Source organism: Shewanella sp. SM87, from assembly GCF_025653705.1.
Lineage (GTDB): Bacteria > Pseudomonadota > Gammaproteobacteria > Enterobacterales > Shewanellaceae > Shewanella > Shewanella oncorhynchi.
Window position 1 is genome coordinate 1 of record NZ_JAKKSC010000007.1, and the last position, 22,422, is coordinate 22,422.

Consider the following 22,422-nt stretch of genomic DNA (forward strand, 5'->3'; position numbering starts at 1 on the left):
AGCCGTCGAGGTAACTGCTAGCCGTCGAGGTAACTGCTGGGATAATGCGCCAATGGAGCGATTTTTCAGGAGTTTAAAAACGGAATGGGTGCCAACGCAAGGCTATAAGAGTTTTATTGAAGCTAAACAAGATGTGACTGATTATATTATTGGCTATTACAGCCAAGTCAGGCCACATCATTATAATGCAGGATTAAGCCCAAATGAATCAGAGCGAAGATTTTGGGAAGATTCTAAAACCGTGGCCAAATTTAGTTGACCACTACATGGTACATCACTAACAGCATTCGCTAGAAAGACACTAACAGCAGAAATATTTTCAATCGGAGTTGCTATTACTGCCGACGTAGAATGTTGATAAAAAAGCATAAATGCGTCCGTTGCAGTGATTAGTGTAAAGTCCTTACTAATAGGACTCAATGATGCATTGTTTGTGCGAAGAGTAACATCTACAAACTGCTTAGGAGATGTAGTAATTTCTTTAAACTTGTCTTCTGAATTTTTGTATATAAAACTACCAGCGACACCTATTAATGCTACAGAAATGATTATGCGCCACTTGGCATGTACTTCCTTAGCATCAGGAAAATGATCCGTTAATAGTTTAATCTTCAGATAATTGGTCACTACCAAACCAGAAAATATTAGAAGGACTTTTGGAGAAGAAACTCCAGCGAGAAGAAAGTAATCTATTGATGCAAATGTACCAATATTTAGCCCGAAATTAGATAACAATGTGTATTCGAGCCAGAAACCAATAAAAGCACAAGATAGTGCTGAAAATGTAACCACTAATAATGGATGCTTCTTGAGATAAGAAACAATACTGCCAAAATTCATCAAACCCTCTTTAATTGCATAATGCCGCCATCTAGCGAATCCCCAGATAAATTCGATGGGATTCAAATAAGTAGACACGCATGATACTGTTTGATCTAATCAATTTCGCCAAAAACCTACTAGATCCAACATCATGCGTGATATCGACATATTACACGATTTACTCAAAAAACAATGCCCTCAAATACACCAAAAACGCCTTAATTCTCTGATGGTTGCTACTGAATCTTTACTGGATGGCAATCAACTCTCGTTAACCCAGTTAGGACGGAACATAACGGGTAACGTTGCACCAAAACACAATATCAAGCGTATTGACCGACTGCTCGGAAATCTAAAGCGTCCGGCGCCGTAGGCGCGAAGTTAATTGACTTATTAGGTTCTCCGACGCAGCCTTCTGATATAGCCATTTATCCATTCCTGATCTAGTTCAAGGCGAACACTTCTTTGGATACCTCCAATTTGGCCTGATAAATCGATATATGAGAAGTGTTGTTGCTTAATGTTTGCAACCGCTTCTCGATCTTCCCAATTTTCAGCCACAAGGTTCGCTATGCCTTCGGGAAGGTTAAATTCAAGCTCAAACCAGCCATCTTGATTTTTCTGAAATTCTGCAGGTGTAAATTTCCATTCACCTGTCTCGTAGCCAGTTACATGACAACGAACGGTATCCGAAATAAAAGCCATAGGAGATAGCTGCGTTGAGGTTAGTAGGTGTAGTGGCCATCGGCCCTGCAGCATCCCGAAGTATGATCCCTGAATTCGCGCTAACGAATCAACAAGTGCCCCATTTATCAGTTCAATACCTGGTCGGCTGATAAACTGCGACATATCCATTTCATACGTTTGCTCCCTAATGACGCTACGATATCGCTTACGTACCTCCGATATAGAGTTTTTTCCTAGTCGAGTAATGCAGTTTTCATCGAACTGCATGATCGCATCAATTAGTGGCCTTATTACTGGGACGCTTTCGTATTGAATAAGAAAAACTTGATGAGCTAGCGCGTAGTCAATAGCACCGCTTGTGTAGCCTGAAGTGGAGAATATTGCTGAATGGTAATTGAATCGCGGCACTTGGACATCTGCTCCGCCACTAGGGACTGAAAAATAGTTTTCAGATATGTCCTTCAATACGCCCACTGCATTACGAACTACTTCTATCCCAACAGTTCGATGTTGCTGATAACATTTGGCCTCCACCATAAGGCGGAGCGGATACATGAAAGCTGGTGATGAGCTAAAAGAAGCTAATGCATCAATCTGATGCCAAGAACCGCGCCCTCTTACTTCGAGTCCGGAATGTCCACCTCGAATACTTTCATCTCGATGCGCAGGAACAGACTCGATGGTTTTGTAACCAAATTTCTCAAGAAGATACAAAACCGCTTCTTCTAAAAGTGCCCCTCTAACTTGAGAAATATTTGCCATTCATTACATCCTTGATGCTGTGCAATTTTTTAACCTAACGTCTTAGTATTTATGCGCTGCGCTGTTTGAGGGGCATAAATCGCTTGTTGGACTTGGCCGCTGCCACATCCAAGTAATTTGGTATAAATGATGCTATAGGAAATTGCTTTTTTGCGGTAGCGGTTTTTTATACAGTTTGATGGGTAATCACTTAATATCGTTTTACCTTTCTCATTGGCTCACGTGATTGCGGTTGGATAAAACTGATAAGGCCAGAGCTCTGTAGTATTACTAAAATTGGATCAATGTTTTGATGTTGGAGTTAGCTAGAGGTCATTGTGCTAACGAGAAATGGGGCAGCTTAGAATCAAAGATAGCGACGAACATCCAGCTAAAACCGCCATATCAGTGTGATACTTTATTACTCTTCGACAGTCCCCCATAGAGCACCAATGATAAAGCTGTCTAAAGATTGGTAGATGCTATCCATACGTTAGTTACCTAGCTAAAAGAAGTGGTCATTTATCCCAAAACTTGCCACTTTGGTAGTCAGATCGTGCCTGATTCTCGCTATAGCTTTTTTTATCAATTTTGACACCGCCAATACCATTCGAGTGTTTACTAATAAATTCATCTTCATCATCGTCATCTGACTGGCCAGAACTAGACATTGCAATTAACGTCCCTAGCACCATGAAAAAAGAGACTAATATCTCAACTGAAATCTTGAGAACGGCTATTAAAAAATTAAAAGACCATGTAGCTATAATCGGAATTGCTTTTAACAATCTATCTCTGAAATTCATAGTGCTACCCCTACCTTGGAATCCAATTCCCACGCATCATAGATGATTCTATTGTATTTCCCGACTGTGAAACTTTATATATATCACAACTAAGGTAGTCCAATAGTGAACGGCTTTTAGCGTATTCATTTCCCAATCCCAAGTTTGTTCGCCATTTAACACCAAGTATATTAACACTCTGGTTTACTTAATCTTCTGAATCGCCACAAAAATCGTAGACACTTTGTAGCATTACTAAAATTGGGTCAACAGTCCAGTACCAAGCAGAGCTAGTTCAGTCATGCGAAACAGGGAATGGGGCATAAATGAGTTAACCAACTAGCCCATTTGGGAGGCAAAATCCTGTAATACATCACCGTCCTCGCCTGGAACTTATGCGAGGTTAATTATGACTTTCCAAGATAAGGATACAAAAATTCACTAACTTCTCTTGAAGCGATACCAATATCAACTTTTATGCCCTCTTTCTCTAGAGCATAAAGACCCTTTCCATTGTTCCTTTCATCAGGATCTAGAATAGCAACTACAACTCTCTTAATTCCTGATTTAATGATTACAGAAGAACATGCCGGAGTTCTGCCAACAAATGAACATGGCTCAAGAGTGACATATGCAGTCACTTCTTCCATAGGGCCATCATAAGCACTAATCGCTTCGACCTCAGCATGGTTGCCACCAATTTTCTGTGTGAATCCTTCGGCAATGACTTGCCCGCCTAGAACGAGAACGCAACCTACCGGAGGATTAGGTTGGCACTCAGGCAGAGCAGCCCGAGATACTTCCAATGCTTTAAGCATAAATGCCTTGTCTAGATTGATCTAAAGTTCCATTTCATTGAATATGTAGCCATTCAATATCACACGTTTGAAAAGTAACTTTCGCGTTACTTCAGGGACATCTACTTCGTTACACACGGATTCAAACTCTTGAATAATCGTATTAATTTGCGATCTAATAATTTCTTCTGCTTTTTCGGCCTTAATATTGAAGCTTGGTGCTGCTTTCAGACAAAGTGATAACAGAGACAAATTTGAATTGTCGAAGAGCTTCATTCCATGATTTGCCTCCCCACCGCTACGGATTTGTGGACAAATATCATAAGCAGGTGATAGAGATATTTTATCCCCTTCGACAAAGAAAGCGTGATTGCGAGCATGGTCATCCGTATTGCCAATCAGCACGTTAAATACCATCCGTGCAAATAGCTCTTGGCTATCAGAGGCAAATGCAATGCAATACTGCTTCATAACGTTTACTAGGTCTACATAAGAAGCCTCGCTAGCCCATGCTTCATCTAAGCCTAAAACTGTCAGTCCGGACACCATAGAGCGACGACACCAAATACCACCAATCAACTCTCTATCGAATCGTTTAACAAGAAGAACATCTTTGCCTAATGCTTTTTTTAATACAACTTCGGCCACATTGAGTCCGGCTAACTTAGCTAACTTCATGGCTACGTATTCTGAATAGACAACATCATAAGTATCATTTTGGGATGAAAACTTAGCAATATACTTAGCTTCGCCACCAGTGATCATCGCTTTCGGACGAGCACCTCCCAGCGATGTACAATGCATAAGTGCTCTATCCAAATCCAACGGGATTTTCTTACCTTGAGCGACGATTTCAGACACCAGGTATAACTCTTCAAGCGTGGCTGCATCAGTAGAACGATCAACATACTCAGTGGCTGAATCTTGAAAGTCGAGAGAACCGATCCGGTCTGAAGCAGAATGCATCAAATACGTCATTTCGTTAAACTCAGCATCGTAGCTTTTGCTCATCAGCCGAGAAATAATGGCCCTACGTCCCCAAGCATCAGGAGCTGCATCACGCAAGCATGAGAATATAGACATACCTTGAACTGGCTGCATAGTACCAGCAGAAAGCGGTAATTCATGTGAGTAAATTGGCTCTGCATCTGGACGCTTCAAGTAAGACTGACCATAGGTAAAATGTTGGCCAGATTCATCAATAGTGAGTCTACCGGCTACCACAGGTTCTGAACGTCCTCTAAGCCATTTCCAAACGAAGCATTGGTTACTAGAAGTCGTCATCCAAAATTACCTTTTTCCTTCTCACTCGATTAGGCAGCAGTGCTTCTATTTTCGCATTTGTTTTATGTTTAATAGCAAACCGATTTTCATCGGGTTCAAATAAGGAAACACCTAACACCCAAGCAGTTTCGAAGTAAAGTCCGATACTTACAGACGGATCACCCTTAAGAATCTTTATCATAGTGGGCTTAGATGCCCCAACTCGTGAACACAGCTCTTCTACTGTGATTTTCTTTTCCTTACGCTGGATTGAAAGCAGAGTGGCGAAATGAGCTAGTGCAGCACTAGCAACAGTGCCAACTTGAATTTTATTCCTTCCCATAGAAAATTACTCTTCACCATAAACCAGTTAGAGTAAACAATAATTTACCAAAACCCAAATGTCAAAATAATAGGCCAAGTCAGATTGGTAAATACTACTTTACCGTAATCGTTTAAAAGTAAACTGTATTTTACTAAGTAAACAGTCGTTGAGACTGCAGTAAATGAACAACAGAGATCCAATCTGAACTCTTTATTGAGTGATTGGTTTAACACGCTTCGGGGAAAAACGTTTTAAGGCATCAATCCACTTCTGGATATTTTCCAAGCTACAATTTTCAGCTGATATATCTATCTTCATCGCGATATTAAAGGACAGCACTTAAGCATTAGCATCAGTAAATCACTTTTTGAGGAACATGCTGAGTGTCACTTAACTAACAAAATTCACTTAATCCCAGCAGCGAACAAGGTTAACTCATTCAACCATTTTCGTTACGCCTAAAAAAGTGCACTCACGCTAAATTCTTAAGATAAACATCAGTAAAGGTAAACATGATCCATTGAATTGATCGAGAAAGATTCGCTTACAGCAATTAAGTAAGCTTAAACCACTTCGTATCTCATCTCAGCGTAAATAAACCCTCTAAGAACATAGGACATCAACCATCATCTTTTCGTGTTGAATCATCGCTGGTTGATTTTCTGGATCCCAGTGTTCATAACTCATCATAAAGACCAGCTTGAGGCTTTCAGCCAATTGTTCTCGGTTCAACTTATCCTTTACCTGATTTTTTTTGGTGGCGGGATCGTTATTACTAAATTTGGAATTATCGCTATGGCTGATCAAACATAAATTACCAAAGCTATGGAGTATCGACTCGTCCATCGGTTCACCCGCTATGGGATGCTGCGGAAAATAATGTTCCACTGACGTTCTAAAAGTAAAACGGAACTTATCTAAAAATGACTTTACAAAGTCCATATCGACATCAAACTCATGACCATCTTTCAATTTACGCCACAAGCGATAATCTAGGCGATTAAAAATAAAATTCTGGATATGCGTTCCTAATTTGAGGTTATGATGATCAAAGTCGTTTTCTGGCATAACATCTTCAAAACAAATATCAAAATACTCAATGGGTTGCTTGCCAAAACGACCATAGAAAAATTTATTACTCAACTGATCTAAAAAAGCAGGGTATTGACTAATGCGAAACTCACCGAGTTGATGCTGCTTTAGCAAATAATACAACACCGCACTTAACCAGTGTTTATACACCTGTGTAGGAAAGGAAACATGGAACATAGACAACTGCATAATCAACTGTTGATTAAAATCGCCACCACTGGAAACATAATGATGCCTTGTTTCATTCGGTTTTAACTGTTCCAAACTCCAGTCGAGATCATTTTTTCGCTTAATAATATAACGATCAAACAATAGCCGACATCTTAGCAAATTCATGACAAATTCACGGGAAAACGTTGCTATATCCTCATCAGTACGATTGCTAAACCGCTCAAACGCGAGCAATAACCGCTTATCGTCTAATGGCACATCCGTATCAATATGGCTTACATGGGTAATGCGCAACACGTGCAGTAAAAAGTTAGGAAAACTAATAATTGAAGCATATTGTTCAGAATCGTCATTAACTGGGTTTTCTTTCTTGTCTTGCAATACTGGATGTTGAACTATCTCTTCCAAGCTAACTAATGGCGCTGGGCTATCAGAGTTCACCATTTCTTGCCTGATTGATTCAAAATCAACAGGATGTTGATCCCAGTTAGCGCCAAACAAGGTGCAGCGCAAACTTTTCTCAAAACCGAGTTGAGCATATCTGTCCATACTGGCACAGGCATCCCAAATCGTCGAAAACACTTTACGTTCATCGATACCCAGAGGCCGCATCAGCCTAGCTTTAAGCACCTCGTGCTTTTCAAGTTGCTCACCTCGGTTATTCATAATCTCAAAATAATGGTTAAGATCGGTTCCTTTAGGAACGGCAACGCGCAAAATAACCACATTGTTCAACAAATAATCCGTGAGAGTGCATAACTCCTGCTTATGCTCTTCAAAAAAACGAACCGCAACATCATAAGCCCCATGCATAGAGGCCTGTTCACAGCCAGTCGTTATCCCCTGTGCTAATAAGGCTAACGTACTGGTCGACCGTTTACGATTGGTAAATGATAAATTAAGCGATAGCGAGCTAAGCTTTTGAAAAGGTGTATCTTCGGTTGCTTTAACGTTTAAACAACTTTGCTGATTTATGCTATCAGCAAACTCGTTTTTTAATGCAGATAACACCACACACAAAGTGGTATGGCGCTGTTGACCGTCAATCGTCTCAAACTGACCTTCGCCCCTTTTATCGACAACTAAACTACCAATGTAATACTGGCTTGCTGGATGACGACTGTTTTTAGCTCTACGCGATTCATCAAGAATATCTTGCAGTAACTGTCTAACTTCAGGCTCGCCCCAAGCGTAGTTACGCTGATAAATAGGGATAAAATAATGTCCTTGGCTGAACAGCTCAGCCACAGTCAACGGGGTAATATCTGGATTATTGGGCATCAATAAAATACCTTTTCGCTTTGAAGCATTCGAGTAAATCTTCAACTTGTGTTTGATTACCATCTAGATCGTTAGCGCTTAACATTGGCACCATAAATGACAATACTTCTTTAGGATGCAGCGCATTAGCAATCACTTGGATCAGCCCTGCATCAAACTTACCTTGCCCACTGCCAGCATTATCAACGGTGATAAGCTGAACAGTATGATGAGTAAGCCTGATGCGGTAACTCCAGAAAAAACACAACCACACCACTTGTTCAAGAGAATGCTCACCGAACTTATCAACATAAAAGAGCACGGCACATTCAAACAAGTTGCGGACATAACCATCACCGGTTCGATGTTTTCCCGGATAATGATTAAGCACCTCAAGTACAGGCTCTAAGACGGGATGAACTTGTACAAACAAACGGTGATGTAGCGCGATGTAATAATGAATATATTCAAAAAAACGTCGACCATTAACCATGATTTGATCAATCTGAAATGGGAAATGACGTTGGTTCAAATCCCAATGCCGCGCGGGATCCGCGTTGTAGAGATCCACGGCATAATTAGCGGCCCTGAAACGATCAACAAAGGGGAATACTGTATCGGCAAGGTTAACCCCTTTAAACACCTCAATCTCTTGATTCGTAAATGTGCGCCCAGATTGCCCGCGAGCCCATCGGCGCAGGCGGTAAAGGTGATTAGACATTACAACTTGTAACAGTGAAGGTTGATTATTTTCAACAGACGTTGCTGCTAATTCCCATGCCTCAACACACCCCGCCTCAGCATGTTTGTCTTGAATACCTATCTCACGCAGATGATAAGCTTTCAGTAAATCATAGGGCGCAAGTGGCTTACCACGGGCATTTTGTGAGTCAAAAAACTGAAATGCTTCGCTGAGGTTATCCAAGGTGATACAAATGAGCTCACATTGCCCCAACAAAAATCCGAGTAGTTTATTTTGCTCGTCAAAGGTTAAGCGCCGCACCCGACTCTGCAATAGCGCCGCATTATGCGACAGGTTTTTGATACTTTCAGGTGAGCTAAATTGGGTAGACAGTAAACCCAACTTAAGCGGTCGCGGCGTTGATCTTGATGTTGCAGAAGTTGATGACGTTGCTCTTGATGTTGCTGATGATGTTAGTGCTAATTCCCGATACAAGGCATCAATGAACAGCGTCAAAGTGAGTAAACGTTGCTGACCATCAACGATATCAAACTTCCCACTATGTTGCTCGCGACATAACACCAGAGTGCCTAGTCGATAGGCTGCCTGTTCACTATGATGCATCACATCATCGAATAGCTGATTGACATGCTCAGCTTGCCATTTATAGGGGCGCTGGTAATCAGGGATCTCCAACGCCATTTCCATAATGCCTTTAACGGCGATCACATCCTTGTTAATAATTGCCATCGTTTAAACGGCCTGTTCGACGATGGCGTCGGTGAGGTGCAGTTGGGTGATTTGCGCATCCGCTAAACGGACTTTGAGTTGGTCGCAAAGTGCCATTAGTTCATCGACTTTAGCGACGATGCGGTGTTGTTCTGCAACGGAAGGTAGTAGTAATGGCATTTTATTCAAAATACTATGATTCAAATTTGTCATAGTGGTACCGATTGATTCACCACATAGATATTTAAATACATAATTAGTCTTAAACATTAAGAGTATATATTCTCTTGAGAGAATGTGATTAAACCGCAACACAAAGCTACCAGTTCCACAAAGCCAACCTTCCTCACGCTTAGTGACAAGTGCACATCGCCCCATTTCGCCTCTTCTTGCCATTACAATGTCATTTTCAAAAAGCTTGTATGAACTAAGTTCATTAGCTTTATCTTTATTTACTGTGATCGCCAAATCTTCTTTTATTTTGGAATTAATCATATGTGACGGATTAATCAGGGGCACCCCATTTTCTATATAATCTCGCTTATGAATCATTAAACCAAATGGGCCAGTTGCAATCTCATCAGACATAGATGCAAACCTTACCCACTCCCACCCTTGCGGTAATTCAAACGGTTTTTCTTCGTCGGTGATGGCGGGCAGTGGTTTCTGCTTTTTGATTTTCCCCTCTTTGATCAGCTGGGCTTTTTCTTTGGCGATACGCGCAAGTAGTTTGGCTGCAGGTTCGTCATTAGGGTCTTGTTTTACTAGCTTACCCATCACGGCAAGTTGGAGGATAGTTTGTTTTAGCGTGTCGATGCTGGCGCTAGTAGTGAATAAGGTGTCGAAGTGCTCGGCAACACGTTGCCAATCCTTAACAAAGCTATTTGTAAAAGGCCGTTCAAGACTGACATTAGATTGACTTGCAGTATTAGCAGCCGTTTGTGGCAGTAGCAGCGCATTGAGCAGGGTTTCAACTAAGGTTTGGTGTGCCGCAATGCTCGCTTCGGTTTGCGCTTCAAGGGCGTCACACAAGCTCATCAACTCATCGACTTTAGCGACAATGCGGTGTTGTTCTTTGAGTGGAGGTAAAGAGTGCACACTTTGTAAAGCATCTTCAGTCCCCAGTCTTGGCATCTTAACGCCATACATTAATGAATTTACATAATTTAAAAACGTTGGTGACTTTAATAAATATTTTAAAAATTCTGCATAAATAGCTTCACTTGGTACAATTGCAACAATCTCTGTAGTACAAATACCATCATCATCAGCAACAATAACCTTGTTTAAATACGGACGTAATTTCCCATATAAAACATCACCTTTTTTAAAGGTGGACTTGCTAGATTTAGAATCACGCTCAGAATATTTAGCTCGATAAATTAATTTTGAGGTATCTTTCTCAATATCTTCTAAATCTAATAACCAAGTTTCATTATCAATTTTCACTGGGTCAATATTTGGCCTACCATTATAATCAGCAATTTCATTTAATCGAACCCAAAGCCAACTTTCCGGCAATTCAAACGGCTTTTCATCCTCACCAATCTCAAGCAACGGCTTTTGCTTTTTAAGCTTGCCCTCCTTCACCAATTGCGCTTTTTCAGCAGCAATGCGTTCTAGCAATACTGACGCGGGTTCATCGTTCGCGTCTTGTGGCACTAACTTACCGCGCACGGCGAGTTCTAAAATCAATTCACGCAGTTTTTTAATGCCATAAAGCGAAAATTTATTAGAACTACCGCGGCCTGCTGAGGACTTTTGCTCAATGGCGGTCGTCCAAATATCAAGGTGCGTGGTAATTAAATTTTCAGACGTTGGCGAAGATTCGATATTGCGATCGTGAGCGTTTGGTATGGATAAATCAGCCATTACTTGCCCTCACCGTCTGATAATTGTGTAGGGGAAGATAATGCCGCAGACAAGATGCCTTTGAGTTGGTCACGCAAGGCTTGAATATCCGCTTGTTGTTTAGCGTAATCGGCTAACAAGGTTTGCGGATCGTGACTTACCACCTCGCCCACATGGGGGTTTTTAATATCAAGGTTGTAGTTACGGGCAATAATGTCGTCGATGGAGACTTTCCACGCTTGCTCGTTTTCGACCCGCGCTGCAAAACCATCGGCTTCATCGCCCCACCACGCGAGTTCTGTCTCAAACTCTTCGAACTTCATGGGCTTGGTTTTGTTGTAGTTTTTCACCCCTGCTGGGTAGGGATGCTCGTAAAACCAGACATGTTTAGTCGGCGTGCCCTTAGTGAAAAACAGGATATTGGTTTTAATGCCAGTGTAAGGATTAAATACGCCGTTAGGTAAACGCACTATGGTGTGCAGATTACATTCTTCGAGCAGCATTTTTTTAATTTTGGTTTTAACGCCTTCACCAAACAAGGTGCCATCGGGCAATACCACGGCTGCGCGGCCGCCCTTGCCATTTGTTGCAGGGGCAAGCACTTCGATAATCAGCTGCAGGAATAAGTCGGCAGTTTCGCGGGTTTGGAACTCGCTAGGGAAGTTTTTTTCAATCCCGTCCTCTTCGGTGCCGCCAAAAGGCGGGTTGGTGATGATGACATCGATATCTTCATCCCAGCTTGATAACGGTTTGTTTAAGGTATTGCCGTGTTTAATTTGTACCGGCACTTCAATACCGTGCAGCATCATGTTGGTGGTACACAGTAAGTGCGGTAATTGCTTTTTCTCTACCCCATGAATTTGCTGTTGCAGAGTTTGGTGATCATCCGCTGTCTTGACGTAATTGGCTTTAACATGATCAAAGGCACAGGCCAAAAAGCCGCCGGTGCCACAGGCCGGATCCATAATCGACTCGTCAAGTTTTGGGTCTGTTACGGCCACAATAAACTTGGTGATGGCACGCGGAGTATAGAACTCGCCTGCATTACCCGCGCTTTGTAAGTCTTTTAAGATTTGCTCGTACAAATCACCAAACAAATGCCGCTCTTTTGAGTCGGTAAAGTCGATTTCATTGAGTTTATTGATGACTTGACGCAGTAGCGTGCCGTTTTTCATGTAGTTAAAGGCATCTGAAAACGCCGCTTTTACCACATAACCGCGGGGATTTTTATCTATCGGGGCGGTGAGATTTTTAAGATCAGGGAATATCTCATCATTCACAAATTCAAGCAGCTCGTCACCTGTGATCCCTTCGTTATCGGCAGCCCAATTACGCCATAAAAAATCACTCGGGATAGGTGTACTGTAATCATCGAGTTCTAGCTCTAACTGCTCTTCTTGGGCATCGAATACTTTTAAGAACAGTAACCAAGACATTTGGCCTAGTCGCTGGGCATCGCCATCGACGCCGGCATCTTTACGCATAATGTCTTGAATGGATTTAACGGCTGAACTGATAGACATAAATTTCTCTTTTCGTTTTTAATGCTTAACGCTTATTTTTTAGTTGTAAGTAAAACGCACCAAAGCACGCACGGCATTATCTAACCTGCTTATTAGGCTGATTATTGTGCAATTTGGTAGATTTCGGCTTCTAACTCACTAATGGCTTGTTCGTATTGGGGTTTGCCACCAAAGCCTTTTTTGATGATGTCACTTAAACTGCCTATATCATTAAATGGCTGAACTTTAAGCACTTGCAGATTTTCAATTTCTTGCACGCCCACATCGGCGTATTTTACCAATAAATTCTCGAGTACGGCTTGGGCCGTGTCGGAATATTTAGTGAAATAATTGCGTTTTTTAACGTTTGAGGCGCGCTCGGCACGGGTTAACGGCGGTTGGTCGTACACGACATGGCAAATCATATCGAAGGGATCCATGTCTTTGCCCACTTCATCCTCAAGTGCTGACCAAATAATCCCCTCTTGCGCCAGCTCATCGATGACCGCTTGTTTACGGTCGGCGTCATTCCAACGCCTGACAAACTCATCAAGGGAGCTGAACTGTTTCGCCATGGTTTTACGGGTGTAATCCTTAAAGGATTCAGTGACCAGTTTGCCGTCGCTGTCATAATACTGCACCCGCTCGGCAACTTTGCTGACTGTCACGCCAGATACGCGGTACTTGTTGACCTTACGGGTTTCGCCTTCGTCCCATTCACTTTCATCCCATTTATCATTATCCTGGCCATCGCCTTGAGGATCATTTTTGGTGTTGTCTTGGCCTTCGCCTTGTTGCTCATCTTGAATGTCCCCCTGAACATCTTCCTCGTTTGGTTCATCATCAGCGGCATCAATATCCACGTCTTCATCTTCAATGTCTTCAGGCGTCACTTTAATGATTTTTTCAGGGGTACCATCAAAACGTTCGTCGGCAAATAACTCGGTTGCCTTTTTGAAATCCAGAATGGTAAACCATAACTTATTGTATTTATCATCTATTCGAGTGCCGCGACCGATGATCTGCTTAAATTTGGTCATGGATTGAATATTTTGATCGAGCACCACTAACTTACAGGTTTTCGCATCGACACCTGTGGTCATGAGTTCTGAGGTGGTCGCAATAACCGGATAGGCCTTTTTAGGGTTGATGAAGTTATCCAGCTGGGCTTTGCCGAGTTCATCATCACCCGTGATCTTCATAACGTATTTGTCATTTTTCGCCATTTGCTCAGGGTTAAGATTGGCAAGTGCGCGTCGCATCCGTTCGGCATGATCAATATCGTTGCAAAAAACAATGGTTTTACCCATAGGATCGGTGCGTTTAAGGTAGTTCGTGATGGTTTCGGCCACCAACTGAGTACGCTCATCAATCACCATAGTGCGGTCAAAGTCTTTTTGGTTATAGATCCTGTCTTCGATCACTTCGCCATTGTTGTCGATTTGGCCCTTTGTAGGTCGCCAGCCTTGTAAGTCCACATCAATATCCACACGAACCACTTTATAAGGCGCTAAGAAACCATCGTCGATACCTTCTTTGAGCGAATAGGTGTAAAGCGGATCGCCAAAATAATCAGAATTAGAGACCTCATCGGTTTCTTTTGGTGTTGCGGTTAAGCCCACTTGTGCGGCACTGCTGAAATACTCCAGAATTTCGCGCCAAGCGCTGTCGTCACTGGCACTGCCACGATGACATTCATCAATAATGATCAGGTCAAAAAAGTCTGGAGCGACTTGTTTAAACGCTTTTTGACTCTCATCAGGGCCAGTCAGTGCTTGATAAAGTGCTAGATGGATTTCATAAGCAGGATCGACTGTGCGGCCAGTAATTTTGGTCATCGATGTGCCAAAGGGCTGAAAATCGTTTATGCGAGTTTGATCGACCAAAATATTACGGTCAGCGAGGAATAAGATGCGTTTCTTGGCGCGGGATTTCCATAACCGCCAAATGATTTGAAACGCTGTATAGGTTTTACCTGTGCCCGTTGCCATCACCAGCAATACCCGATCTTTACCCGATGAGATAGCTTCAACGGTTTTATTGATGGCTTGCAACTGATAATAACGCGGGTGCTTACCCGTGCCGTCATCGTAATAGGCTTCGTTAATGATAGGTAACTGCGCTGCGGTATAACCTTTCCAAATACAATATTTTGCCCAGAGTTCTTCAGGACTAGGAAAATCTTCTAAACGGATTTCGGATTCAAGGTTGTGAGCCTCTGGGGTGCCTAGTTTGGTCTTGTCGTGGAAGATAAAACCATCGCCGTTAGAGGCAAACACAAAGGGAACATCGAGCAAATGAGCATAATCGAGTGCTTGTTGTATGCCCTTACCGACTTCATGCTTATTCGCTTTAGCCTCAATCACCGCCAGCGGCATACTCGGTTTATGGTAGAGCACAATGTCGGCTGACTTAACCGTTGTGCGCATGCCCATTTGACCCCGAACAATCACCTTACCATCACGTAACTTCACCTCCTGGCGAATTTGCGTCATATCATCCCAACCCGCATTTTTTACCGCAGGCATGATGAACTTTGTGATGATGTCTGTTTCGGTTAACTTTGCTTTATTGATGCTCGCGTTATGGTTGACCATTACTAATCCAATTCCCTCTAGATAGATAACCGAATATTCTGATTATTGAGTTTGCCACAAAGCCCTTAAGTAACCTAGGGTTAGAACAGCAATTACCCTGTAATTATCTTATTTTGTGTTTTACATCAAAACCAAATAACGTGGACATTTCATCATAAATATTCAATTAACTGATTAATTTGCCCGAGGATGTGCTTACTTATCAATGTGGGGAACAGGGACGACCTCACAATGAAGCCTTAACAGGCTGAAATAATAAAAATTATTATTTCAGATGGCAGTACCAAAGTGTGCAGCCGACTTCATCTACTGGTAATGCATTGTAAAATCTTTGTATACCCTTCAAAAGGCACTTAGGTGCCTTTTGTCGTTTTTGGAAATTAGAGATTGTTTGCTAGCGATAAAACCGTTCGGTGAGTTCATCACACAGCAGAGTACGATAGATAATTCGTTGCTTAAGTGATGCCGCATCTTGCGCGGTTAATAAAGGCTGACGAGTCTTTTTATCAGGCCTTGTGGTTAGCTCATCATAGAGCTGCTCATGAAGTCGTTTAATGTCGCTAAAAATGTGCAAGGATTGAGAAAACAGCATGACCTTATCGTAATAGCCTTGCCCTATCCCATGATGCCATTTCAATAAAATGGTTTGCCGCGCGGCTTTTGTCTTAAAGGAATGCTCCATTTCGACGGCACAAATGGTTCCATCCACCTCCCTCACTATCCCATCCACATTTCGCACACTGCTGTGAGTAAAACGCCGTTTAAACTCGGGCTCAGTCATCATGGCACACCATAGCGGATTAGGCTCACCGTTGGGCTTGTGATGATGGATGCCTTTCAACAACACAAACTGCATGATTAAGTCGTGCATTAAAGTGTTCTGGTTCACTTGCAGCGCCGGATGCTCTTTTGCACGATAATAGACTGCAACATTCAGTAACTCTTCGGCGTATTTTGCGCCACTGTAAGTGAGTGTATAAACACGGCCATCGTGGGAACGATGGGTAGTAACAAGGCAAAGCAGTTGCTCTTGGACAAGCTTATTTAAATGCTCCAGAGATTGCCGATGGCTGATGCCATAGAGCCAAGCAATGTTACTCGGTGAAATCAGGCCAAATCGAGCCACCAATTTCATCGTGAACTCGCGGCGGATTTTCCCCGTTTTATTGTTATTTACGCCAGGTCGATATTGCATATCGAAATTCAAAAACGGGTCGTATCGAAGTGGAAGATTCGCGACCGATTTATCCTTTGCGCTACTGTGTGATGTCATTAAAAATACCTTTGATTAAATGGGTACAATTAACTAGCCATCGAGGGGACAAATTTAACGCATTGATGATATTTTTGATTGAATAGTTGCAGATTTTCATCACGATAAACTGCTTTCATCCTATCGGAATGAAAATAGCGATGAACATCGCTACCAAGCCAGCCTTTGGCTGATGAGTCACTTGCTGCGCAAACGACTCAGATGCCCTGAAGCGCCCGCCAGCTCTGATGACTCGTCATCAGAGCTGGCTTACGAACTCCGTTCTAGCACTCCACGACATCAGACGCGCATGCACCGAGCTACGCTCTGTACTAACCGCATTTTCGCCGCTCACGTCGAGGGGGCGATGTGCCATCTTATTCCCCCTCGCGTCTCGCTCACTTTTCTCACGAAAAGTCTGGGGTTTAGCGGTGTATTTGTGCCAAATTCACCCCTAAATTTTGCTGAGGCAAAACTAAAATGCGGTTAGTACAGACCAGCTGTACATGCGCGTGCTCCTTTGAGCCATTACTGCGTAATCGCCCAAATCCGCGCTTGAAAGCTTGTTATCACAAGCACTTTTGTCGCAGAAAATCGTACCGATTTTTGCTCGTCAAAAGCACATTCTGTTAACGCCAACCTGCAAGCTCAGCATTAAAATGTCGTCACTAATGTGAGTGTGAAGTCCGAGACAAGATAAAAAATGAAAGAAAAACAACAAAACTCACTCAACATTTTTATTGTCCACCATTGCGAAAAATATGCTTGAAAAAGTGCTTTTTTTCATTAATGTCAATTTAGGAGCTTTACTCTTAATCACATTAAAGGAATAACTGCATGACTGACAATAATCACAACGGCCCGATCGTAAACATTGATGGCACACCTATGATAAGTAACACAGGAGTCGATGTGCATGGCAACCCATTTGGCATTACTGAATCCGACACATCGGCGTGTAATAGCAGCACAAGCGATGATGCTTGGTCATTGCCTAACGACACATTTAGCTGCGATTTCGACAGTGGATTTGGGGATGGTTTCTAATTATGCGCCGTCATCTAAACGACAAAACACTTGCCAAATGGATACCTTTAGTCCTTTTGAGCATTATCACTATCATGTGCTTTTGCTGGTTTATCTATACTGAGGATATGAATTGCCTTTTACCTCCGTTAATACTGCAGATTAAGTACGCCTTCGGTGTTTTAGCCTATGATAGACGTTATGCAAATACACCCGAGCCCGAGGATCCATGGGTGCGTTTTAAGTACATGATGTTCCGGTTTTGCTAAACCTCAACGTAACTAACCAGACAAATTAGTGAATGACGCCTATAGGGCGGTTAAGGAAAAATGATGGAATTTTTACTACCAATTGCGCTAATGATTATTGGCAGCATAGTGCTTGTGAAAAGATGTAAGCCAAAGAAATAGATAAGAAAAAACTCTGAAATCCGTGACCATAGTAAGGAATCTGCCTAAATGTTAAAGCAGTTTCCTTATTTAAATCGCATCGAAATCAATCTGGCTCAACCACCACTTCGAGCCAACAACTTTCGCCAGTTAGCTTGACTATTAAGTAAGGCGTCATCATCTGAGAAAGTTATTAAATAACTCAATCTCAACAGCACTCCAGTCTGGAAAGCGTATTGAACCAAACTGCCACAAATCCCCCTTAAAAAACTCTTGGCCCTTTCCTTCAACGTGGTCGTCGATAAGAATATCTCCCTTCAGCAATCCTTTGTTCGGAATGATGATAAGACGACTGACATATTCCATGCCTAAGTGTTGCTCTACCCAAATACGCTTCTCCATATAACACAATGGATTTTGCAAACTTGGCGCTGTGGCTATGTAAGGTTCAATTTCTGGATGTTCGAGCATCTTTTTCATCACAGCAATGCCACCTACTTTAGGGGCTAAGCAGCTGAAAAATCCCAATTCAGCTTGAGGGTATGCCTGCTCAGGTTTCTGGAGTTTTTTAAAGGTTACAGCTTCTGTATAATTTACAAGCACATCGTCCATATCAACATATACGATTTTTGGCATATATTAACCTTAATTAATTTCAATCATTTAAATCATTTAAATCAAAACGTGAAGGCTTTTTCAGCCATTTCTCTCATGCAGTATTTTTGCGTTGGTAGCCACTTACCATAGTGTTTCTCGATCATCTTTATGCTGGTATGCCCCATTTGCCGAGCAACCCATGATAAAGGTAGTCCTGCCGAAATTAAGTGCGATGCAAAGGTATGCCGCGTTTGACTTGGCCCTCTAAAACGAATCCCAGCTTTCTTCAAGTGGTAACAATAAAATCTTTGTCTCAAGTGGGCATCTGAAGTGTATGCTTTTCTAGTATTACTATTACAAAATACAAAGTGAACACGCTGCCTCTCTATAGACTTATTGTCCTCTCGAAGCACATTAATCGTTTCTAGTGCAGAATAATTATAATTATCACGCTGATCAATGAGTATTGTTTTTGCCTGCGGGAGTAACTCTATATGCCTGTTACTAGATAGGTTTTTTGGCTTTTTGTAAATGCCTTCAACGACTGCACGCGAGATATGAATTGTATCGTTCTCTAAGTCAACATCTTCCCATGCCAACGCCATCAACTCACTGACCCTTAGACCGAGAAAGCAATTACAAATGATCATATTGACTTCAGATTGTCTATCTGTGGCCACTGATGCTATTTGGGTTATCTCTTCGGCTAAGAATGGATCTGGTACTTGCGTTAACACTTTGAGATTTGTAACGTTAGTCGATTTTAACCTATCCAGCGGATTAACCGATATTGCCTCATCCAACAGCGCAAAGGTAAATATCTGATTTAAAATGCTTAAAATCTCCTTAATCGTTTTGTTACTCAAATACGCTAGTTTAGTATTCATCCATGATTCAATATCTAACGGCTTAATTTTATCAACTGCATCATTTGCAAAGCGAGGCACGATATGCGTCAGAATCTTATTCTCGTAGTTTTTAATCGTACATGGCGCTAACGTTATCCTTTTCGCGTTCAAAAAAGCGTCAATGTAATGATTGAATAATTTAGCTTCAAGTTGTTCCTCTCGAATGAAATGATAATTATCAAGTTGCTTCAAAAATTGCTCATGATTATATTTAGCTATATTTTTCAAATCACTAACGATTACTGATGCGCGTAACAATCCTTGTTCTGTGCACTCAATATCATCCAATGCCATTCGGTATAGTTTTGAGTTAAGTTTAAACATCATTCGGACGCAGGTACTTGAGCGAATATCTAGATGTTTAATATTTTTTTTCTTACAAAACAATTTCGCTTGCTCAACTGTCATTAACATCTGGTCTATCCAAAGTATGAAATATACCTTGATATTAACTTAAATTAATGATATTAAAAGGAATCTTCACTGTGAAATCAGCTTAAATTCCTTCCTAAACAAAATAATCACTCCAAGAACTGCCCTAAAAAGTAGTCAATTCAAAAATATTTTTTTTAAATATCAGTAGTGTTGCCTGGTTCGACAACAAACCTTAAGTCAAAACAAAATAACTAAAAATCAGCAACATAAAAAAAACTATGAAGCTTGGGTTACAAAAATAAAAAGCAAAGAAAGCATAATCAAAATTTTCAGAGCCAAATCACTTCGATGACAATAACCTCATACCAACAAAATGCGAGGTTAAGATATGTCTCAAAAACTAGGATGGGTCACTGCAGAAATTTTGGAACGTTACAAAGGGTTAACTTATAACGCAATTAAGAGCAAAATTCGTCGTAAGGTGCTGATTAAAGGGATTCATTACAAGAAATTCGATGGTACGAATATGTTTCACTACGAAGCAATTGACGTATTAATCAATGAACAAGGGAATTAAGCACAGTGAAACAATTTCCTTTAAATACTGTGCAACTAACACCTGCTGAAGCAAAAGGGGTGATAAATCAGCATCAAATTAAAAATATTGAAGTACATGGTAATTCGTTAAGAGCTGTGTTTAAACGACAAAACAGGACTTATAAACAAACACTGTATGTGGGTCTTACATCTCTAGAAATTGTTTCCGTGATATCTAAGTTAGATGGATGGCGGAAGTTATCGCCAGCCGAGTTGGAACTCGCGTTCGCTAATTATAAAAGAAATAATACCAAAGTCCCTTTAACTATTAATGACTTAATAGAAAACTATACAAAAAACCACTATCCCACCTTAGCTCCCGCTACAGTCAAAAGCTATAAAGGTCACTTTAAGCGTATCTCATTGGCTATTGGTGAAAAAAACATACTTGAAATTAACTCAAATGATGTCTTTAAGTTTCGTAACGAACAATTATCTACGTTGGCATGGAAAACAGTGAATGAGACGATCAGGCTGCTGGATGCACTCTTACAAAATGCCGTCGACAACGGTGATTTAGTTAAGTCGCCGATCAATTTACGAAGAATGAAAATTAAGCAGGGTCATGGCGATAGCACAATCACTGAAAAATTATTCACGATCGGGGATCTTAACAAAATTCAGAATAGCATTTCTATTAACCCAATGATTGCACTCATTATATTGTTCAATTGTTGCGCAGGGCTCAGGTTTTCAGAGCTAATGGGTTTATCTTGGGAGGATATTGATTTAGAAAAAAAAATTATTACCATCCGCAGAGCGAGAGTAGATGGAAAATATAAAACCTTAAAAGTAAGAGGCGTCGAATCTCGTCGAGTCGATATTTTAGATCCTGCGCTTTGGATGCTGAATGAAATGAAGAAAAGGTTCTATGAACTATCACCTCAACAAACAATCAAGACTCTTGGTGCGGATTATAAACAAATCAAACAAGAAAATGTCCGATTCGTTTTGCTATGCATGGATACACAAACAAGCTATCAAAACGAACAGAAATTTAGAAAGGATTTTTATCATTTTCTGAAGGTTATCAACGTCAGCAAGACAAAACCAAACCATTGCCGACACACTTTTACATCCTTAGCATGTAATGAAGGTGCTAATCAAACGTACATTTCAAAACAACTCGGCCATGCAAGCGTCTTAACAACAGAGAAACACTATCTTAAATGGAATAAATCTCCAAACAAAGTAGAACGAGATAGCGCATCCCAAAAGATAAATTCTATTTTTGAACGGTTCACAACCGCTCAAGGGTAACTATAGAGCTGCTTACATTAGATAAAATAAGCATGCCAATATCCAGCATTATTAAGGTTCTAAAAAATCACCGGAACAATGCTGGTTTCAACATTTCAACTGTTATTACCTTCACATTAGCTAAGCAACATTTCAGTTGTTTTCAGCCCATCAAATAATTCTAGAAATTGTCGAACTAACATAGATGATTTTTTACACACCTACACTTGATAACATACCAACTGCCAGTATGCCTAAGATGGGTAGATAAGTGCTGAATGAGTGAAAGAATATCACTAAGGTAAAACCGGAAAAAAATGATTGGAAGGGAGATTTTAGACTAAACAACTATATTAAAATCCACATTTGGATCCCAAATAGTTCCCAAAACAAAAACAGCGACTCGTAAGTCGCTGTTTTTGTTTAATAATTTGGCGGTGAGAGAGGGAGTCTACTTCATGGCATAACGCATTGAAAAGTATCGTTAATAATGACGTAACACAGGGCTGCATTACTTTTTGCATTACTTCCGATTTTTGATAATTTCTTCAATTAGACCAATGACTTACCCTGGGAATCCGGCTCCTCAATTTCAGCTCAAAACAACAGTATAACTAATTGAATTTATTGATTTTTACAAACTTACCTGGAAGTCAATAAAAATTTAACTACAACTAGCAATAGTCGCTATATTTAACTGCTATTCGCACATCTGTGATTTATTTTGATGGCTTC

18 protein-coding genes and 1 pseudogene are annotated in these 22,422 nt (G+C 41.1%); 5 read left to right on the top strand and 14 right to left on the bottom strand.

From position 1 onward, the window contains the following. Positions 1–259: integrase core domain-containing protein (locus L5M11_RS07215; RefSeq protein WP_263191752.1), on the top strand; the 259-nt coding region annotated here is incomplete at its 5' end. Here the strand turns inward: L5M11_RS07215 and L5M11_RS07220 are convergent. Further along, positions 181–840, bottom strand: coding sequence for a hypothetical protein (locus L5M11_RS07220; protein WP_263191753.1), 660 nt, complete (start codon positions 838–840; stop codon positions 181–183). The genes L5M11_RS07215 and L5M11_RS07220 overlap by 79 nt on opposite strands. A 133-nt stretch (positions 841–973) precedes the next feature. Here L5M11_RS07220 and L5M11_RS07225 point away from each other — a divergent pair. Then, a pseudogene (locus tag L5M11_RS07225) lies at positions 974–1,174 on the top strand (IS4 family transposase); the annotation flags it as partial. A gap of 41 nt (positions 1,175–1,215) precedes the next feature. On the opposite strand, the gene L5M11_RS07230 reads toward L5M11_RS07225, so the two are convergent. The 11 genes from L5M11_RS07230 to L5M11_RS07280 form a co-directional block, all read right to left on the bottom strand. Further along, positions 1,216–2,271, bottom strand: coding sequence for a restriction endonuclease (locus L5M11_RS07230; protein ID WP_263191754.1), 1,056 nt, complete (start codon positions 2,269–2,271; stop codon positions 1,216–1,218). A gap of 497 nt (positions 2,272–2,768) precedes the next feature. Continuing rightward, positions 2,769–3,056: a hypothetical protein gene (locus tag L5M11_RS07235; RefSeq protein ID WP_263191755.1), complete on the bottom strand. Its 288-nt coding sequence runs from the start codon at positions 3,054–3,056 to the stop codon at positions 2,769–2,771. Between the two features lie 386 nt (positions 3,057–3,442). Further along, positions 3,443–3,874 carry a bifunctional diaminohydroxyphosphoribosylaminopyrimidine deaminase/5-amino-6-(5-phosphoribosylamino)uracil reductase RibD gene (locus tag L5M11_RS07240; protein ID WP_107404666.1) on the bottom strand — a complete coding sequence of 144 codons (432 nt, stop codon included), beginning with the start codon at positions 3,872–3,874 and terminating at the stop codon, positions 3,443–3,445. Further along, the gene (locus L5M11_RS07245; protein WP_263191757.1) at positions 3,875–5,116 is read right to left on the bottom strand and encodes a type II toxin-antitoxin system HipA family toxin; all 1,242 of its coding nucleotides are present in this window, start codon (positions 5,114–5,116) and stop codon (positions 3,875–3,877) included. Then, positions 5,103–5,438, bottom strand: a complete 336-nt coding sequence (locus tag L5M11_RS07250) for a helix-turn-helix domain-containing protein (protein WP_106649799.1) — start codon at positions 5,436–5,438, stop codon at positions 5,103–5,105. The genes L5M11_RS07245 and L5M11_RS07250 overlap by 14 nt, the downstream gene beginning before the upstream one ends. A 585-nt stretch (positions 5,439–6,023) precedes the next feature. Further along, positions 6,024–7,964, bottom strand: coding sequence for a DUF262 domain-containing protein (locus tag L5M11_RS07255; RefSeq protein ID WP_159049131.1), 1,941 nt, complete (start codon positions 7,962–7,964; stop codon positions 6,024–6,026). Then, a complete protein-coding gene (locus L5M11_RS07260; RefSeq protein ID WP_263191758.1) occupies positions 7,954–9,375 on the bottom strand; it encodes a DUF262 domain-containing protein in 1,422 nt (473 codons plus the stop codon). The genes L5M11_RS07255 and L5M11_RS07260 overlap by 11 nt, the downstream gene beginning before the upstream one ends. 3 nt (positions 9,376–9,378) lie before the next feature. Continuing rightward, a complete protein-coding gene (locus L5M11_RS07265; protein WP_263191759.1) occupies positions 9,379–11,226 on the bottom strand; it encodes a restriction endonuclease subunit S in 1,848 nt (615 codons plus the stop codon). Then, entirely contained in the window at positions 11,226–12,728 is a 1,503-nt protein-coding gene (locus L5M11_RS07270) for a type I restriction-modification system subunit M (protein ID WP_242326428.1), read from the bottom strand. The genes L5M11_RS07265 and L5M11_RS07270 overlap by 1 nt, the downstream gene beginning before the upstream one ends. A 101-nt stretch (positions 12,729–12,829) precedes the next feature. Then, positions 12,830–15,304 (bottom strand): EcoAI/FtnUII family type I restriction enzme subunit R, encoded by a 2,475-nt coding sequence (gene hsdR / locus L5M11_RS07275; RefSeq protein WP_242326429.1) that lies wholly within the window; start codon positions 15,302–15,304, stop codon positions 12,830–12,832. 394 nt (positions 15,305–15,698) lie between these two features. Next, a complete protein-coding gene (locus L5M11_RS07280; protein ID WP_242326430.1) occupies positions 15,699–16,577 on the bottom strand; it encodes a hypothetical protein in 879 nt (292 codons plus the stop codon). A gap of 816 nt (positions 16,578–17,393) precedes the next feature. Between L5M11_RS07280 and L5M11_RS07285 the strand changes: the two genes are divergently transcribed. After that, the gene (locus L5M11_RS07285; protein WP_107947334.1) at positions 17,394–17,603 is read left to right on the top strand and encodes a hypothetical protein; all 210 of its coding nucleotides are present in this window, start codon (positions 17,394–17,396) and stop codon (positions 17,601–17,603) included. A gap of 545 nt (positions 17,604–18,148) precedes the next feature. Here L5M11_RS07285 and L5M11_RS07290 read toward each other — a convergent pair. Further along, positions 18,149–18,607: a 5' nucleotidase, NT5C type gene (locus L5M11_RS07290; protein WP_107947332.1), complete on the bottom strand. Its 459-nt coding sequence runs from the start codon at positions 18,605–18,607 to the stop codon at positions 18,149–18,151. A gap of 41 nt (positions 18,608–18,648) precedes the next feature. Next, complete coding sequence (locus tag L5M11_RS07295) at positions 18,649–19,890, bottom strand: tyrosine-type recombinase/integrase (RefSeq protein ID WP_226059046.1); 1,242 nt, start codon at positions 19,888–19,890, stop codon at positions 18,649–18,651. Between the two features lie 349 nt (positions 19,891–20,239). Between L5M11_RS07295 and xisR the strand changes: the two genes are divergently transcribed. Together xisR and L5M11_RS07305 are read left to right on the top strand one after the other, a co-directional pair. Beyond that, entirely contained in the window at positions 20,240–20,428 is a 189-nt protein-coding gene (gene xisR / locus L5M11_RS07300) for an excisionase family protein (protein ID WP_014620713.1), read from the top strand. Between the two features lie 5 nt (positions 20,429–20,433). Then, a complete protein-coding gene (locus L5M11_RS07305) occupies positions 20,434–21,708 on the top strand; it encodes a tyrosine-type recombinase/integrase (protein ID WP_226059047.1) in 1,275 nt (424 codons plus the stop codon). The last annotated feature ends 714 nt before the right edge of the window (positions 21,709–22,422 follow it).

Bases quoted from the DNA above. Each gene is read 5' to 3' on its own strand.
- L5M11_RS07280 (WP_242326430.1), bottom strand. From the start codon at position 16,577: ATGACATCACACAGTAGCGCAAAGGATAAATCGGTCGCGAATCTTCCA.
- L5M11_RS07260 (WP_263191758.1), bottom strand. From the start codon at position 9,375: ATGGCAATTATTAACAAGGATGTGATCGCCGTTAAAGGCATTATGGAA.
- L5M11_RS07245 (WP_263191757.1), bottom strand. From the start codon at position 5,116: ATGACGACTTCTAGTAACCAATGCTTCGTTTGGAAATGGCTTAGAGGA.
- xisR (WP_014620713.1), top strand. From the start codon at position 20,240: ATGTCTCAAAAACTAGGATGGGTCACTGCAGAAATTTTGGAACGTTAC.
- L5M11_RS07235 (WP_263191755.1), bottom strand. From the start codon at position 3,056: ATGAATTTCAGAGATAGATTGTTAAAAGCAATTCCGATTATAGCTACA.
- L5M11_RS07270 (WP_242326428.1), bottom strand. From the start codon at position 12,728: ATGTCTATCAGTTCAGCCGTTAAATCCATTCAAGACATTATGCGTAAA.
- L5M11_RS07290 (WP_107947332.1), bottom strand. From the start codon at position 18,607: ATGCCAAAAATCGTATATGTTGATATGGACGATGTGCTTGTAAATTAT.
- L5M11_RS07265 (WP_263191759.1), bottom strand. From the start codon at position 11,226: ATGGCTGATTTATCCATACCAAACGCTCACGATCGCAATATCGAATCT.
- L5M11_RS07220 (WP_263191753.1), bottom strand. From the start codon at position 840: ATGAATTTTGGCAGTATTGTTTCTTATCTCAAGAAGCATCCATTATTA.
- L5M11_RS07255 (WP_159049131.1), bottom strand. From the start codon at position 7,964: ATGCCCAATAATCCAGATATTACCCCGTTGACTGTGGCTGAGCTGTTC.
- hsdR (WP_242326429.1), bottom strand. From the start codon at position 15,304: ATGGTCAACCATAACGCGAGCATCAATAAAGCAAAGTTAACCGAAACA.
- L5M11_RS07295 (WP_226059046.1), bottom strand. From the start codon at position 19,890: ATGTTAATGACAGTTGAGCAAGCGAAATTGTTTTGTAAGAAAAAAAAT.
- L5M11_RS07250 (WP_106649799.1), bottom strand. From the start codon at position 5,438: ATGGGAAGGAATAAAATTCAAGTTGGCACTGTTGCTAGTGCTGCACTA.
- L5M11_RS07285 (WP_107947334.1), top strand. From the start codon at position 17,394: ATGACTGACAATAATCACAACGGCCCGATCGTAAACATTGATGGCACA.
- L5M11_RS07230 (WP_263191754.1), bottom strand. From the start codon at position 2,271: ATGGCAAATATTTCTCAAGTTAGAGGGGCACTTTTAGAAGAAGCGGTT.